Annotated in this window: 13 protein-coding genes and 1 riboswitch; of the genes, 7 read left to right on the top strand and 6 right to left on the bottom strand. The window is 61.6% G+C overall.

Annotated elements, in window-relative coordinates:
- Positions 1 to 113: 113 nt before the first annotated feature.
- On the bottom strand, positions 114 to 1,073 hold the full coding sequence (locus AMK05_RS20035) for a helix-turn-helix domain-containing protein (protein ID WP_064840834.1): 960 nt from the start codon (positions 1,071 to 1,073) through the stop codon (positions 114 to 116).
- 198 nt (positions 1,074 to 1,271) lie between these two features.
- On the opposite strand from AMK05_RS20035, the gene msrB reads away from it, so the two are divergent.
- Positions 1,272 to 1,757 (top strand): peptide-methionine (R)-S-oxide reductase MsrB, encoded by a 486-nt coding sequence (msrB, locus tag AMK05_RS20030; protein WP_064840833.1) that lies wholly within the window; start codon positions 1,272 to 1,274, stop codon positions 1,755 to 1,757.
- Positions 1,758 to 1,802: 45 nt separating this feature from the next.
- On the opposite strand, the gene AMK05_RS20025 is transcribed toward msrB, so the two are convergent.
- Entirely contained in the window at positions 1,803 to 3,011 is a 1,209-nt protein-coding gene (locus AMK05_RS20025) for a TIGR03862 family flavoprotein (protein WP_064840832.1), read from the bottom strand.
- A gap of 67 nt (positions 3,012 to 3,078) precedes the next feature.
- Entirely contained in the window at positions 3,079 to 3,501 is a 423-nt protein-coding gene (locus AMK05_RS20020) for a MerR family transcriptional regulator (RefSeq protein WP_011426929.1), read from the bottom strand.
- Positions 3,502 to 3,572: 71 nt separating this feature from the next.
- On the opposite strand from AMK05_RS20020, the gene AMK05_RS20015 reads away from it, so the two are divergent.
- The 6 genes from AMK05_RS20015 (at position 3,573) to AMK05_RS19990 (ending at position 12,071) form a co-directional block, all read left to right on the top strand.
- On the top strand, positions 3,573 to 5,834 hold the full coding sequence (locus AMK05_RS20015; RefSeq protein WP_064840831.1) for a heavy metal translocating P-type ATPase: 2,262 nt from the start codon (positions 3,573 to 3,575) through the stop codon (positions 5,832 to 5,834).
- Positions 5,835 to 6,255: 421 nt separating this feature from the next.
- Positions 6,256 to 6,481: riboswitch (cobalamin riboswitch) on the top strand.
- Between the two features lie 263 nt (positions 6,482 to 6,744).
- On the top strand, positions 6,745 to 6,966 hold the full coding sequence (gene nrdH / locus AMK05_RS20010; protein WP_010068756.1) for a glutaredoxin-like protein NrdH: 222 nt from the start codon (positions 6,745 to 6,747) through the stop codon (positions 6,964 to 6,966).
- A gap of 16 nt (positions 6,967 to 6,982) precedes the next feature.
- Positions 6,983 to 7,387, top strand: a complete 405-nt coding sequence (gene nrdI, locus AMK05_RS20005) for a class Ib ribonucleoside-diphosphate reductase assembly flavoprotein NrdI (protein ID WP_064840830.1) — start codon at positions 6,983 to 6,985, stop codon at positions 7,385 to 7,387.
- Positions 7,366 to 9,570 (top strand): class 1b ribonucleoside-diphosphate reductase subunit alpha, encoded by a 2,205-nt coding sequence (gene nrdE / locus AMK05_RS20000; protein ID WP_064840829.1) that lies wholly within the window; start codon positions 7,366 to 7,368, stop codon positions 9,568 to 9,570. Before nrdI ends, nrdE begins: the two co-directional genes overlap by 22 nt.
- Before the next feature lie 198 nt (positions 9,571 to 9,768).
- Positions 9,769 to 10,743 carry a class 1b ribonucleoside-diphosphate reductase subunit beta gene (nrdF, locus tag AMK05_RS19995; RefSeq protein ID WP_064840828.1) on the top strand — a complete coding sequence of 325 codons (975 nt, stop codon included), beginning with the start codon at positions 9,769 to 9,771 and terminating at the stop codon, positions 10,741 to 10,743.
- A 104-nt stretch (positions 10,744 to 10,847) separates the two neighbouring features.
- Complete coding sequence (locus tag AMK05_RS19990; protein WP_064840827.1) at positions 10,848 to 12,071, top strand: adenylate/guanylate cyclase domain-containing protein; 1,224 nt, start codon at positions 10,848 to 10,850, stop codon at positions 12,069 to 12,071.
- Positions 12,072 to 12,212: 141 nt separating this feature from the next.
- Here the strand turns inward: AMK05_RS19990 and queE are convergent, their stop codons facing one another.
- Genes queE through queC form a run of 3 tightly spaced genes read right to left on the bottom strand, consistent with a single transcriptional unit; the run spans position 12,213 to position 14,004 of the window.
- Positions 12,213 to 12,941, bottom strand: coding sequence for a 7-carboxy-7-deazaguanine synthase QueE (gene queE / locus AMK05_RS19985; RefSeq protein WP_064840826.1), 729 nt, complete (start codon positions 12,939 to 12,941; stop codon positions 12,213 to 12,215).
- Entirely contained in the window at positions 12,938 to 13,294 is a 357-nt protein-coding gene (queD, locus tag AMK05_RS19980; protein WP_064840825.1) for a 6-carboxytetrahydropterin synthase QueD, read from the bottom strand. The genes queE and queD overlap by 4 nt, the downstream gene beginning before the upstream one ends.
- On the bottom strand, positions 13,294 to 14,004 hold the full coding sequence (gene queC, locus AMK05_RS19975; RefSeq protein ID WP_064840824.1) for a 7-cyano-7-deazaguanine synthase QueC: 711 nt from the start codon (positions 14,002 to 14,004) through the stop codon (positions 13,294 to 13,296). The genes queD and queC overlap by 1 nt, the downstream gene beginning before the upstream one ends.
- Between the last annotated feature and the right edge of the window lie 354 nt (positions 14,005 to 14,358).

Genomic DNA, 14,358 nt, shown 5'->3' with positions numbered 1-14,358 from the left:
TGCGTGTTTTGGCGAAGGGAACAGGGCAGCTCTTCCATACCGCAGTGCACAGTGTCGCAGAGTTGCGACAGGATCGCGTCACCATTGCCGTCTTGGCGGAACCTTCGAGCCGATCAGTGGAGGTCGAGCTTCTTCATCTTCCTGTGCAGGGTGGCGCGGCTGATGCCAAGCGCGATCGCCGCCTGGGAGACGTTGCCGCCGGCGCGCGACAGCGCCCGCAGCAAGGCTGCCTTCTCCGCCTCGACCATCTCTTCCTGCTGCGAGACGCTCGCCTCGCGGAGAGCATCGGCGGCCGGAATGCCGGCGGCGATCCGCTTGTCGTCCAGCTGCAGCGCGATGCGGGCGGCGCGCGTCGCCCCGAGCACGAGGTCATGCCGGTCGACGGCCAGCAGGGCGGCGGCCGAGTTGGCGCCGGCCGGAACCATCAGAAAGCGGGCGCTGGGAAAGGCCGAACGGAAGAGGTTGAGTTCGATGCGCATCGCCGCATCGCGCACGGTCTGCGTCAGGATCGCCAGGGTCATCTCGTTGACATCATCGCGGCAGGTGGAGATGTCGAGGGCCGCGGCCAGCCGGCCACGATGATCGCGGATTGGCGCCGTCGTGCAGCTGAGGCTGGTATTGGCGCAGAAGAAATGCTGGTCGCGGAAGATGGCGACGGCACGTTCATCGGCAAGGGCGGTGCCGATGCCGTTTGTGCCGATGCTTGCCTCGGTCCAGACGGAGCCGGTCCAGAGGCCGAGTTCGCGGAATTCCTTGTCGTCGCCGGCCGCTCCCCGCCGCTCCAGCGCAATGCCATTCTTGTCAGTCAGAAGCAGGCAGCAGCCGGCCTTGCCGACGGTGGTGAAGAGGCGATCGAGTTCCTCAGTCGCGCTGGCGATCAGTTGCCCGGATTGTTCGCGGGCGCGCCGAAATTCCTCATCGGTCAGGCGCAGCGGCGCCCGCTCATCCTCGGGGGCGAGCTGGTGCATGGTCATGCATCGCCGCCACGAGGCGACCACCGGAGAGCTGGCCGCGGCGGAATCGCGCTGAGCAGAGGTATAGACATGCTCCGCGTGCGCTGACTGTTCGTGCATCTGCTCCTCCCACGGAACTTCAGCACAGTCTGATGGAAAAACCGCGGGTTTGCAATCAGGCGGCACGTGGTGGTCGCCAGCGTGCGGTGAAAGGGGCGGCATCACATTTCGGTGTTTGAGCGGTGAGAATGTAACAAAGACTTCTCTCGCCCGTATTTTCCAACAGAGCAAGGCTTTGTCAGATGGGAGATCCTGATCATGTTGAACAGACGATTGTTGCTGATGACGACCGTTTTCGGGGCGCTTGCCGTTCGCGCCAGCCTGGCCGGCAAGGCGATCGCCGGCGAAACGTTTGCGGTGACCCATACCGATGAGGAATGGCATAAGCTGCTGACGCCGGATCAATTCGTTATCCTGCGTCAGGCGGGCACGGAAAATCCCTTCAGCAGCCCGTTGCTGCATGAGGAGCGCAAGGGCACTTTCGCCTGCGTCGGCTGCGAGCAAAAGCTCTTTTCCTCGGGGACCAAATTCGACAGCGGCACCGGCTGGCCGAGCTTTTGGGCGCCTCTCGACCATGCCGTCGGCACCACACACGACACCAGCTTCGGGATGGCGCGCACGGCGGTCCATTGTAGCCGCTGTGGCGGCCATCTCGGACATGTCTTCGATGATGGCCCGAAGCCAACTGGACTTCGCTATTGCATGAATGGTCTTATCATGACGTTTCGTGCAGCTTCGGCCTGATCGAAGGACGTTCTTGTTTGCTGTTCAGCCTGCGAGCGCCGGCGCTTATCCGCGCAGCCAGGCTTCTATGCCGCGCGCGGCGGCGCGGCCGGTCGCAAGGCAGGCGGTGAGGAGGTAGCCGCCGGTCGGCGCTTCCCAGTCGAGCATCTCGCCGGCGACGAAGGTGCCCGGCAGCGCCTTCAACATGAAGTCTTGATCGATGCTGCTCCAGCGGATGCCGCCGGCCGAGGAGATAGCCTCGCCGATTGGCCTCGTTTCGAGAATCGGCACCGGCAGAGCCTTGATCATGCCGGCGAGACGTCCGGGATCGGCTCGGTCGCGCTCGGCAGCGAGTTCCCGCAGCAACGCCGCCTTGACGCCGTCGAGGCCGGCGCCCTTGCGCAGGCGGTTTGAAAAGCTCGATTTGGCGTCCTGGCGCGTGAGGTCGCGGGTTAGCCTTTCGACCGTCCGGCCCGGGGCGAGGTCGAGCGTCAGGGCAGCACTGCCGCGGGTCAACAGTTGATCGCGAAGGCTCGCCGCATTCATATAGACCAGGCTGCCCTCGATGCCGTTTGCGGTGATGACGAATTCGCCGGGAAATGTGCCGGCATCGGAGGTGGCGGTGACCGATTTTACCGGCTCGCCGGCGAAACGCTCGCGGAAGCTTTCGCTCCAGCCGACGACGAAGCCGCAATTGGCGGGCCGGAAGGCGTCGATCTCGACACCCCTCTCCAATAGCCACGGCAGCCATCTTGCATCGGAGCCGAGGCGCGGCCAGCTGGCGCCACCGAGCGCCAGCAGGGCTGCGTCGCAATGGACGATACTGCGTCCTTCCGGCGTCTCGAAAACATAGCCCTCATCGGCAAAACCGATCCAGCGGTGGCGGGTGCGCAGTGCAGCGCCCTTGGCCTCCAGCCGTTTGAGCCAGGCGCGCAGCAAGGGGGAGGCTTTCATCACATCCGGGAAAACCCGGCCGGACGAGCCGACGAAAGTCTCGGTTCCGAGCCCTGCTGCCCAATCTCTGATATCGCCAGGGGTAAAGGCATCGAGCGCCGGGCGCAGCCGGGCAGAGGCCGCGCCGAAGCGCGTGACGAAACGGGCATAATCCTCGGAATGGGTGATGTTCAGTCCCGACTTGCCGGCCAGGAGAAACTTGCGGGCGAAGGTCGGCATGGCGTCGTAGACCGTCACCGCATGGCCGGAGAGCGAAAGCAGTTCGGCGGCCGCCAGGCCCGCCGGGCCACCGCCGATGATGGCAATTCGCTTCTGGTTCATGGATGTCTTTGCCCGATTCTTTCCGGTGCAGTTTTGGCGCGGCTGCGCCTTGCCTGCAAGGGCGGGATCAGTGATGCGAATGTGTGCACTGGCCGTGGTCGGCGAGAACCTCGATGACACGGCATTGGTCGACGCGGCCATGGCCGCAACCTTCCACCATGGTTTCCAGCTCGGCCTTCAAAGCCATCAGGCTGCGGATACGCTGCTCGACCTCGACGAGGCGGGCCTTGGCGATGGCATCGGCCGAGGCGCAGGATTGGTGCGGATCATCCTGCAGGGTGAGCAGCGTGCGGATCGCCTCGATCTCGAAGCCGAGCTCGCGGGCATGGCGGATGAAGGTGAGGCGGCTGATATCGGCAGGTTCGAAGGAGCGCTGGTTGCCTTCGCTGCGGCTCGGCGCCGCGAGCAGGCCGATGCTCTCGTAATAACGCACCGTCGGCACTTTGACCCCGCTCCGGCGAGCGGCTTCGCCGATCGTGATCTTTTTCATGATTTTCCTCTTGCACCTCTAGTCGCTAGAGGATGTAGGAGAGGTGCTTCTGTTTGACAAGGAAGCGGATCATGGCTGAGACGAGCGAGACACGATACCGGGTCGGCGGCATGGATTGCGCCGCCTGCGCAACCAAGATCGATACGGCGGTCAGGCGCGTGGCGGGGGTGGCCGATGTTTCCGTCTCGGTGATGGCGGGCACGATGACCGTCCGGCATGACGGCAGCAGCGATCTCAAGGCGATCGAGAAGAAGGTGACGGGGCTCGGTTATTCGGTCTCGCCTTTTGCCGGAAGCGTGGTGCCGGCGCATGACCACGGCTCACATGAACATCACGACCATGATCACGTGGGCCATAATCATGATCATGCCGGCCATGACCACGATCATGCCGATCACGATCACGATCATGACCATGCGCATGGCAAGACCGAAATCGAAGGTCTGCATGGGCACGATCATGGGCCGATGACCGGTCCCTGGTGGCAAAGCAAGAAGGGTCGGCTGACAATTCTCTCGGGTGCCGCGCTGATTGGCGCCTATGCCATCGGCCATCTCGTGCCTTCGATCGCGTCCTATGCCTTCATCGTCGCCATGCTGGTCGGCCTGGTGCCGATCGCGCGGCGCGCCGTCATGGCGGCTCTATCAGGCACGCCTTTTTCGATCGAGATGCTGATGACGATTGCTGCCGTCGGCGCCGTCATCATCAATGCCGGCGAGGAGGCGGCGACCGTCGTGTTCCTGTTCCTCGTCGGCGAACTGCTGGAGGGGGTGGCGGCCGGCAAGGCGCGCGAAAGCATCCAGTCGCTGACGACGCTGGTGCCGAAGAATGCCTTGCTCGAAGACAATGGCCTGGCGCGGGAGGTGCCGGCGGAAAGCCTTGCCGTCGGCGCGATCATCATGGTGCGCCCGGGCGATCGCATCTCGGCGGATGGCATCATCGTCTCGGGCGAGAGCGCGATCGACGAGGCGCCGGTGACGGGCGAGAGCACGCCGGTGCGCAAGGGTGTCGATGCCGCCGTCTTTGCCGGCACGGTCAATGGCGATGTCGTGCTTAGGGTTCGCGTCACGGCGGCGGCTGCCGACAATACCATCGCCCGCGTCGTCAAGCTGGTGGAAGAGGCGCAGGAATCGAAGGCGCCGACGGAACGTTTCATCGATCGGTTCTCGCGTTACTACACGCCCGGCGTGGTGCTGGTCGCAGCCCTGGTGGCGGTCGTTCCGCCGCTCCTTTTTGGCGGCTCGTGGAGCGAATGGATCTATAAGGGCCTTGCCATTCTGCTGATCGGTTGCCCTTGCGCGCTTGTCATCTCGACGCCGGCGGCGATTGCGGCCTCGCTTTCAGCAGGCGCCCGGCGGGGGCTGCTGATGAAGGGCGGCGCGGTGTTGGAAACGCTCGGCAAGGTGACGATGGTCGCCTTCGACAAGACAGGCACGCTGACGGAAGGCAAGCCGCAGGTCACCGATCTCGTTTCCTTCGGATTGAGCGAGGCGCAGGTCTTGTCGCGCGCGGCGGTGCTGGAGCAGGGCTCCAGCCATCCCCTGGCGCTGGCGATCCTCAACCGCGCCAGGGCGGACGGTGTTCCCGTGCCGCCGGCTTTCGAACTGGAAGCGTTGCCGGGCAAGGGTGTCAGCGGCAAAGTCGGCGGTGAGACGCTCGATCTGCTGTCGCCATCCGCTGCTCGCGAGCGCGAAGCACTCGATGGCGACAAGGATGCACGCATTACCGCATTGAACGACGAGGGCAAGAGCGTGTCGGTGCTGCTCGTCAATGGCGCGGCAGCCGGCCTGATCGCCATGCGCGATGAACCGCGCGAGGATGCCGAGGCCGGGCTTTCCTCGCTCCGCTCGGCCGGCGTCAAGGCGATGATGCTGACCGGCGACAACAAACGAACGGCGGCCGCCGTTGCCGGCATGCTCGGCATCGACTGGCGCGGCGAGATGATGCCCGAGGACAAGCAGCGGGTCGTCGGCGAATTGAAGCGTCAGGGATTCATCGTCGCCAAGGTCGGCGACGGCATCAACGACGCGCCGGCGCTGGCCGCCGCCGATATCGGCATCGCCATGGGCGGCGGCACCGATGTGGCGCTGGAGACCGCGGACGCCGCCGTGCTGCACGGCCGCGTCGGCGACGTGGCGCGGATGATCGAACTGTCGAAACGGACGATGCGAAATATCCTAGAGAATATCACCATCGCGCTCGGTCTGAAGGCGGTGTTCCTGGTGACGACCATTGCCGGCATCACCGGCCTCTGGCCGGCGATCCTCGCCGATACCGGCGCTACCGTGCTGGTGACGATCAACGCGCTGCGATTGCTTCGCGTAAAGGGATGAATGTTTTTCCGGGGGCGGCGTGAAGACTGCTGCCGGTTCGGGCCTGATCGAGAAGCGAAAACAGCGGAGCCGATCCTCAGTCAGGCCGGCTTTCGGTTTGCCGACAAAGTCTCCTCCGTCATGCTCGGCCTTGTGCCGAGCATTTAACCACGGCAATTTCCTGACAGGAAAACATTTATTTTCAAATACTTAATTGATCGTCCGTAGATCCTCGGCACAAGGCCGAGGATGACGTCACGGGTTTGGCCGTGGTTTGTCAGCAGCCTGGGAGCCGACCAGGCTGCCCTGCTCATCACGGCCTTCTCCGCAGTTCGTTTTGTTTAAGCCTTTATTATCCATGTTTTTCACAGGAACGCAGTGATTTCAAACCTGCCGTAACGAGATGTGCAAACCACCCGTTGACGCGATTTTGGATTCAGATACTATATCTAGTGTTCAAGGTTCCTTCGATTCGTCAGGATCGCAGGCTAAGACGGGAATACGGTGCGTTTCGCCATAACGGCGCAACAAGGCCGGAGCTGCCCCCGCAACTGTGAGCGGCGAGCAACTGTCCGATTTCAGGTCACTGAGGCATGATGCCTCGGGAAGGCTGGGGCAGGGTGCTTCGACCCGCGAGCCAGGAGACCTGCCTTGAACTAGATGTCCACCGGCGGGGTGTCCGGAAGGTCGCGTGCATGAAAGCGGAATGATCCGCGCCTGTTGCGCTGCCCCGAACGTCCGCATGAGCACTTCGGGGTTGAAGTCATGTCCAGAATATCAAGGCCGCCGCCCGCGCAAATCCCGAAAGGGATCGTATCAGGCGTTTAAAGCGCCGACTTTGCCAGATCACCATCAAAACGTTGCCCCGGACGTCGCAAGGCGCCCGATCCCAGTATTGCGTCCTGAATTCTTTGACATCACGAGGAACATGATGAGCGTTACCGTCTACAGCAAACCCGCCTGCGTCCAATGCACCGCCACCTATCGCGCCCTCGACCGTCTGGGCGTCGATTACGACATCGTCGATATCTCGCAGGATGCCGAAGCGCTCGATCGCGTCCGCAGCCTCGGCTACATGCAGGCCCCCGTCGTCATCGCCGGTGAGCGGCATTGGGCGGGTTTCCGTCCCGACATGATCAGCGCGCTCTCCTGACCCGAGGGAAAAGGCGATGGGGCTGATCGTTTATTATTCCAGCCGATCCGGCAATACCCATCGCTTTGTCGCCAGGCTTGGATTGCGCGCGGCGCGCATTCCGGCGGGCGGTGCGGACGCATTCCCTATCCGCGAACCCTTCGTGCTTGTTGTGCCGACCTATAGCGGCGGCGACGGCAAGGGCGCCGTTCCCAAACAGGTGATCCGTTTCCTGAACGATGCGGAGAACCGTGGACTCCTCCGCGGCGTGATTGCCGCGGGCAACAGCAATTTCGGCGAGACATACGGGCTCGCCGGCGACGTGATCTCGCGCAAATGCCAGGTGCCTTACCTCTACAGGTTCGAGCTCATGGGCACGGAGGAGGATGTCGCCAACGTCAAACACGGAATGGAACGGTTTTGGACACGGGAACAACTCTGACGCGGGATGCGGGCGCAAAACCGCATAACACTTTTGCTCATCCCACCGGCGAACGCCCTTTGAAAGCGGCGGAAGCGCTCGATTATCACGCGCTGAACGCCATGCTGAACCTCTATGACGATGAGGGACGGATCCAGCTCGACAAGGACCGCTTGGCGGCCAAGCAGTATTTTCTGCAGCATGTGAACCAGAACACCGTGTTCTTTCACAATCTGAGGGAAAAGCTCGATTACCTCGTGACCGAGGGCTATTACGAGCAGGAGGTGCTCGACCAGTATTCCTTCAATTTCGTCCGCGACCTGTTCGACCACGCCTATGCCAGGAAGTTCCGCTTCCCGACCTTCCTCGGCGCCTTCAAATATTACACCAGCTATACGCTGAAGACCTTCGACGGAAAGCGCTATCTCGAGCGCTACGAGGATCGCATCTGCATGGTGGCGCTGACCCTGGCGCGTGGCGACGAGGCGCTTGCCCGCGACATGGTCGACGAAATCATTTCCGGCCGTTTCCAGCCGGCAACGCCGACCTTCCTCAATGCCGGCAAGAAGCAGCGTGGCGAACTCGTTTCCTGCTTCCTGCTGCGGGTCGAGGACAATATGGAATCGATCGGCCGGTCGATCAATTCGGCGCTGCAATTGTCGAAGCGTGGCGGCGGCGTGGCGCTGTCGCTGACGAATATCCGTGAGGCCGGCGCGCCGATCAAGCAGATCGAGAACCAGTCGTCGGGCATCATCCCCGTCATGAAGCTGCTCGAAGACTCGTTCTCCTATGCCAACCAGCTCGGTGCACGCCAGGGGGCGGGCGCCGTCTATCTCAACGCCCATCACCCCGATATCATGCGCTTCCTCGACACCAAGCGCGAGAATGCCGACGAGAAGATCCGCATCAAGACGCTGTCGCTCGGTGTCGTCGTGCCCGACATCACCTTCGAACTCGCGAGGAACAACGAGGACATGTACCTGTTCTCGCCCTATGACGTAGAGCGCGTCTACGGCCTGCCCTTCACCGAGATTTCGGTGACGGAAAAGTATCGCGAGATGGTGGCGGATGCCCGCATCTCGAAGAAGAAGATCAAGGCGCGTGAATTCTTCCAGGTGATCGCCGAGATCCAGTTCGAGAGCGGCTATCCCTACATCATGTTCGAGGACACGGTGAACCGGGCAAACCCGGTTGCGGGTCGCATCTCCATGAGCAATCTCTGCTCGGAGATCCTGCAGGTGAGCGAGGCGAGCGAATATAACGACGACCTCTCCTACAAGCACCTCGGCAAGGATATTTCCTGCAATCTCGGCTCGCTGAATATCGCCGCGGCCATGGATTCCGCCGATTTCGGCAGGACGATCGAGGCCTCGATCCGGGCGCTGACGGCGGTCTCCGACATGAGCCATATCGCTTCTGTTCCGTCGATCGAGAAGGGCAATGACGAGAGCCATGCGATCGGGCTCGGCCAGATGAACCTGCACGGCTATCTCGCCCGCGAGCGGATCTTCTACGGCTCAGAGGAAGGCGTCGATTTCACCAATATCTATTTCTATACGGTGACCTATCACGCGATCCGCGCTTCTAACCTGCTGGCGGTCGAACGAGGCCAAAGCTTCAAGGGCTTCGAAAATTCGAAATATGCCTCCGGCGACTATTTCGACAAATATACCGAAAAGGAATGGAAGCCGGTGACCGAGACAGTGCAGGCGCTGTTCGACGAATCAGCAATCCATATTCCGACGCAGGACGATTGGGTGGCGCTGAAGGCGGCGGTCATGACCTCCGGCCTCTATAACCAGAACCTGCAGGCGGTGCCGCCGACGGGCTCGATCTCCTATATCAACCACTCGACCTCCTCGATCCATCCGATCGTCTCGAAGATCGAGATTCGCAAGGAAGGCAAGATCGGCCGCGTCTACTATCCGGCGCCGTTCATGACCAACGACAACCTCGATTATTACCAGGACGCCTACGAGATCGGGGCGGAGAAGATCATCGATACCTATGCGGCGGCAACCCAGCATGTCGACCAGGGCCTGTCGCTGACCCTGTTCTTCCGCGACACGGCGACGACGCGCGACATCAACAAGGCGCAGATTTACGCCTGGAAGAAGGGCATCAAGACGATCTACTACATCCGCCTTCGCCAGATGGCGCTGTCCGGCACCGAGGTGCAGGGCTGCGTGTCTTGTACGCTTTGATTCGAATTCGCTCCGGAGCATTTTGCCCCTCACCCTAACCCTCTCCCCGTTCTCACGGGGAGAGGGGACGTGCCCTGCGAGACCTAGATGGGGATGGAGAGGTTGCCGCATATCTCCTTCGCCCCGTTTACGGGGAGAAGGTGCCGGCAGGCGGATGAGGGGCAAAACCCAGGCAAATTCCTCAAGAGGGACCACTCAATGAACATGCAATTAAAACCTGTTTCCCGCGTGCGTGCCATCAACTGGAACCGCATCGAGGACGATAAGGATCTCGAGGTCTGGAACCGGCTGACCGGCAATTTCTGGCTGCCGGAGAAAGTGCCGCTTTCCAACGACATTCCGTCCTGGGCGACGCTGACGCCGGCCGAGCAGCAGTTCACTATCCGGGTCTTCACCGGGCTGACACTGCTCGACACGATCCAGAACGGCGTCGGCGCAATCAGGCTGATGGAGGATGCGGTCACCCCGCATGAGGAGGCGGTGCTTTCCAACGTCTCGTTCATGGAGGCGGTGCATGCGCGCTCCTATTCCTCGATCTTCTCGACGCTGTGCTCGACGCCCGACGTCGACGATGCCTATCGCTGGTCTGAAGAAAACGAGTTCCTGCAGCGGAAATCGGCGCTGATCATGGAGCAGTACGGTTCCGGCGATCCCCTGAAGAAGAAGGTTGCCAGCGTCTTCCTCGAAAGCTTCCTGTTCTATTCCGGCTTCTATCTGCCGATGTACTGGTCGAGCCGCGCCAAGCTGACCAACACGGCCGACATGATCCGGCTGATCATCCGCGACGAGGCGGTGCACGGCTATTATATCGGCTACAAATTCCAGCGCGGGCTGGAGCGGCTGTCCGAGGAGAGACGGCAGGAGATCAAGGATTTCGCCTTCGATCTGCTGCTCGAACTCTATGATAACGAGGCCAGATATACCGAGGCGCTCTATGACGGCGTCGGGCTGACCGAGGACGTCAAGAAATTCCTGCATTACAACGCCAACAAGGCGCTGATGAACCTCGGCTATGAGGCGCTTTTCCCGGCCGAGGCTTGCAAGGTCAATCCGGCGATCCTGTCGGCGCTTTCGCCGAATGCCGACGAGAACCATGACTTCTTCTCCGGCTCCGGCTCGTCCTATGTCATCGGCAAGGCCGTGGCGACCGAGGACGAGGATTGGGATTTCTGAGGTTTAATCGATGCCTCCCCTTATCATTTGCTCTCTCATCGACCACATTCAGCGGGAAATTGAGTTCGGCACTCGCCAGTGAAGTGGTGTAGCGGGAGTTTTAGATGTCGTCTTTTTTAAACAAGGTCGGAACTGCCGCCGAGGCGGACGAAGGCGTCTGGCCGATTCGCCGGAGACGAATTCTCGACTGGTTGGTGAACGAGACGCGCGGCGAGCGCTTCATCGACAACATCCTGGTGGACATGTGTGAGAAGCTGCTGGCGGCTGGGGTGCCGGTGGCCCGGGCAACGCTGCATTTCAGGGTGAACCACCCGCAATGGGTGGGTGCGCGCCTTCTCTGGAAGGAAGGGCTCACCGAGGCGAAGATCGACACATTCGCCTATGGGGTCGAAAACACGCCGGAGTTCCTGACCAGTCCGGTCAACGCGATCCATCAGGGTGCGGAGGAGGTGCGCAGGCAGCTGGAAGGCGCAGCCGACGGCGAGATGGATTCATTCTATCAGGACCTGCGCGACGACGGCTTGACCGAATATATCGCCTGGCCACTCGAACACACCTTAGGCAAACGCCATGTCGCTACATTTTCCACCGGCCGGCCGGGCGGCTTCGAGCGCGAGCACATCGATTTCCTGCGCGATCTCCTGCCGGCGCTAACGCTTGTCAGCGAAATCCGGCTGAAAAACATCATGGCGCGCACGTTGCTGCAGACCTATGTCGGGCCGCATGCGAGCGAGCAGATCCTGTCGGGTGTGACGACACGCGGCAGCGGCGCCACCGTCGGCGCGGCAATCATGATCTGCGACCTGCGCGATTTTACGGCGATCTCCGATCTCTGGCCGCGCGACGATGTCATCCATCTGCTCAACGATTATTTCGACGCGATGTCGGACCCGATCGAACGCTATGGCGGCGAAATCCTGAAGTTCATGGGTGATGGATTGCTGGCAATCTTCCCACTGAGCAAGGAAACAGCCTGCGCCGACCTGCTGCAGGCGATCCGCGAAGGGCAGGCGTCGATGGCCGAGCTGAACGAGCAGCATATACGGGCGGGGCGAGAGCCGCTGCGTTATGGCGTCGGCGTGCATGTCGGCGACGTCATGTACGGCAATATCGGCTCGCGCCGGCGGCTGGATTTCACCGTCATCGGCCCGGCGGTCAATGTCGCCTCGCGGCTGGAAAGCCTGACCAAGGAGGTCAAGCGTCCGGTGCTGCTGTCGCGGGCCTTCGTCGAAATGGCGGGCTGTGCGAAAGACATGGACAGCCTCGGCACCTTTCCGCTGCGCGGGCTCGGAGAGCCTGTCGATGTCTTCGCTTTTCCGGAGCGTTAAAGCATGTCGCGCAAAAGTGTGCCGCGGTTTTCCCAGGCAAAGCGCGAAGCGCTTTTGCGGCAACGACATGCGAGAAAATAAAGAGCTAAGGCGCGAGGAGCGAATCTAAAGGATCGCGACGCGCTTTAGGCTCAGGCAGGTTCAGACGCCGCGTTTGTTCCCCCACAGCAGCACGTGCAGCTGGGGCAGCACGCGCGGGGAAAACCATCCATCAACAGTCACTTTCTCGACGAGCCAGTGCATCCGGTCCATCACGCCGTCAATATCGATACGGGCGTCGTTGTCATCGGGGGGCGGCGGCGTATGGTTGCCCGGCTGAAGGTACAAGGGGACATAGGGATAGCGCCGGCCCGCCTCTCGGGCGAAGGCGTAGTCGTCATCGTCGAAGACGACGATTTTCAAGGCGATCTCCGGACCGCCGGCGGCGAGCCGGAGGCAGTTGTCGACCTCTTCCCAATCTGTCAGCATTCCGCTTGACGGCGGCTTCGGGCTCAAGACCAGCATGTCGAGATCGCGAAACCAGTTGCGGGCGACGCTCCCCTGCGTTTCCAGCGCGAAGCGGTACCCTTGAGAATGGCCGAATTCGATCAGTGGCCCCAGCGGCTGGATCGCCGGATTGCCGCCGGAAAGGGAAACCGTCATCGGCCGGCCGGCGGAGAGCTTGGTGACCTCCTGCCAGATCGCTTCGGTGGACATGGGAATCCACTGATCCCGGAAGGCGCTGTCGACCGCGTGAAGGCTGTCGCACCAGGAACAGCGGTAGTCACAGCCGCCCGTCCGGACGAACACCGTCGGCAGCCCGATCAAAGCGCCTTCGCCCTGGATGGTCGGGCCGAAGATCTCGCTGACGCGAATGGTCTCTCCGCTCATGGCCGGTACTCCGCCCAGGTCTTCGGCGTCTCGCTGACGCGGACGGACGATGTCTCCGGGAAGCGCTCTCTGCACCAGTCGTAAAAGTGCTTTGCCAGGAATTCGGACGTGACTTTCGAATGGCCGAAGACCTCGTTCAGGTGGCGATGATCGAGGGTTTCGTCGATATAGCGCTTGAGCGGCGACAGGTCGTGATAGTCGCGAACGAAGCCGTCGTCGTTCAGGCTTTCGGCCGAGAGTTCGACGACCACGATGTAGTTATGGCCGTGGAGCCTGGCGCATTGATGGTCGGCCGGCAGATGATCCAGCTGGTGCGAAGCGGAGAGATGGAACTCCTTGGTGATGCGGTACATCAACGCACCTCCGCCGCGGAATATTGCGACACCGCCGCTTTCCAGAAATCCCGGTCTTCATAGTCGGTCGGATCGGAAATACCGGCAAGATGGAAAGCTTCACGGCGTTCGACGCAGGTTCCGCAGCGCCCGCAGTGGAGCCTGCCGCCTTTGTAGCAGGACCAGGTTTCCGCAAAGGGTGTGCCGTGTTTCGCTCCGTCGGCGACGATCGCCGCCTTGGGAGCATCGACATAGGGGGCGAGCAGTCTGACACTGGCATAACCGTCCAGCGCTTCGTTCTGCATGCGCTGGAAGGCATCGATGAAGCCCGGCCGGCAGTCGGGGTAAATGAAGTGGTCGCCGCCATGCACGGCGACGGCAACAGCATCCGCCTTTTGCGCGGCCGCTAGGCCGAAGGCGATCGCCAGCATGATGGCATTGCGGTTCGGCACTACGGTGGCCTTCATGGTCTCCTCGGCATAGTGGCCGTCCGGGACCTCGACATTGTCGGTCAGCGCCGATCCGCTGAGATGGCCGCCGATGGCGGCGATGTCGATGACATGATGGGGAACGGCAAGGCGCGCGGCACACTTGGCGGCGAAGTCGAGTTCCTTGCGGTGGCGCTGGCCGTAGTCGAAGGAGACGAGGCCGATCAGTTGTTGTTCCGCCGCTATTCTATGGGCGAGCGAAACGGAGTCGAGTCCGCCAGAGCAGACGACGATGGTCTTCATATTTTGGATCCCTTGTTTTGACCGGGTGGGCTGCGACCGGATTACGGCGTGCTTCTAGGCGAAATCACGCGCGATGCAAACAGTTTTAAGATGTCAGCCTCGAAAGTTGTTCGGTCTCGCTGATCGCCAAATCTAATTGCGGCGGCGGCAGGGCGCGCAGGTCCTCAGCGTCAGCATTGTTGATGGCGCTGACGCAGCAGGCGTCCGCGATCCTCGTCGGCCACCGTCGCCTCGTCTTGCATCGTGTCGACTTTCGGCGATTGTTATCAAGAGGAAGAAATATACAATTAATTCAATATGATGATGGAATAACCATATTTTTCTCGGGAGTCGAGAAAGGACTTGACGATCCGT

Origin of the sequence: Rhizobium sp. N324 (assembly GCF_001664485.1) — a bacterium.
GTDB lineage: Bacteria > Pseudomonadota > Alphaproteobacteria > Rhizobiales > Rhizobiaceae > Rhizobium.
The sequence above is the reverse complement of the archived record's forward strand: the minus strand, read 5'-3'. Positions and strand labels throughout refer to the sequence as shown.

Coding starts and splice junctions, on each gene's coding strand:
- AMK05_RS20035 (WP_064840834.1), bottom strand. CDS start 1,073: ATGCACGAACAGTCAGCGCACGCGGAGCATGTCTATACCTCTGCTCAG.
- msrB (WP_064840833.1), top strand. CDS start 1,272: ATGTTGAACAGACGATTGTTGCTGATGACGACCGTTTTCGGGGCGCTT.
- AMK05_RS20025 (WP_064840832.1), bottom strand. CDS start 3,011: ATGAACCAGAAGCGAATTGCCATCATCGGCGGTGGCCCGGCGGGCCTG.
- AMK05_RS20020 (WP_011426929.1), bottom strand. CDS start 3,501: ATGAAAAAGATCACGATCGGCGAAGCCGCTCGCCGGAGCGGGGTCAAA.
- AMK05_RS20015 (WP_064840831.1), top strand. CDS start 3,573: ATGGCTGAGACGAGCGAGACACGATACCGGGTCGGCGGCATGGATTGC.
- nrdH (WP_010068756.1), top strand. CDS start 6,745: ATGAGCGTTACCGTCTACAGCAAACCCGCCTGCGTCCAATGCACCGCC.
- nrdI (WP_064840830.1), top strand. CDS start 6,983: ATGGGGCTGATCGTTTATTATTCCAGCCGATCCGGCAATACCCATCGC.
- nrdF (WP_064840828.1), top strand. CDS start 9,769: ATGAACATGCAATTAAAACCTGTTTCCCGCGTGCGTGCCATCAACTGG.
- AMK05_RS19990 (WP_064840827.1), top strand. CDS start 10,848: ATGTCGTCTTTTTTAAACAAGGTCGGAACTGCCGCCGAGGCGGACGAA.
- queE (WP_064840826.1), bottom strand. CDS start 12,941: ATGAGCGGAGAGACCATTCGCGTCAGCGAGATCTTCGGCCCGACCATC.
- queD (WP_064840825.1), bottom strand. CDS start 13,294: ATGTACCGCATCACCAAGGAGTTCCATCTCTCCGCTTCGCACCAGCTG.
- queC (WP_064840824.1), bottom strand. CDS start 14,004: ATGAAGACCATCGTCGTCTGCTCTGGCGGACTCGACTCCGTTTCGCTC.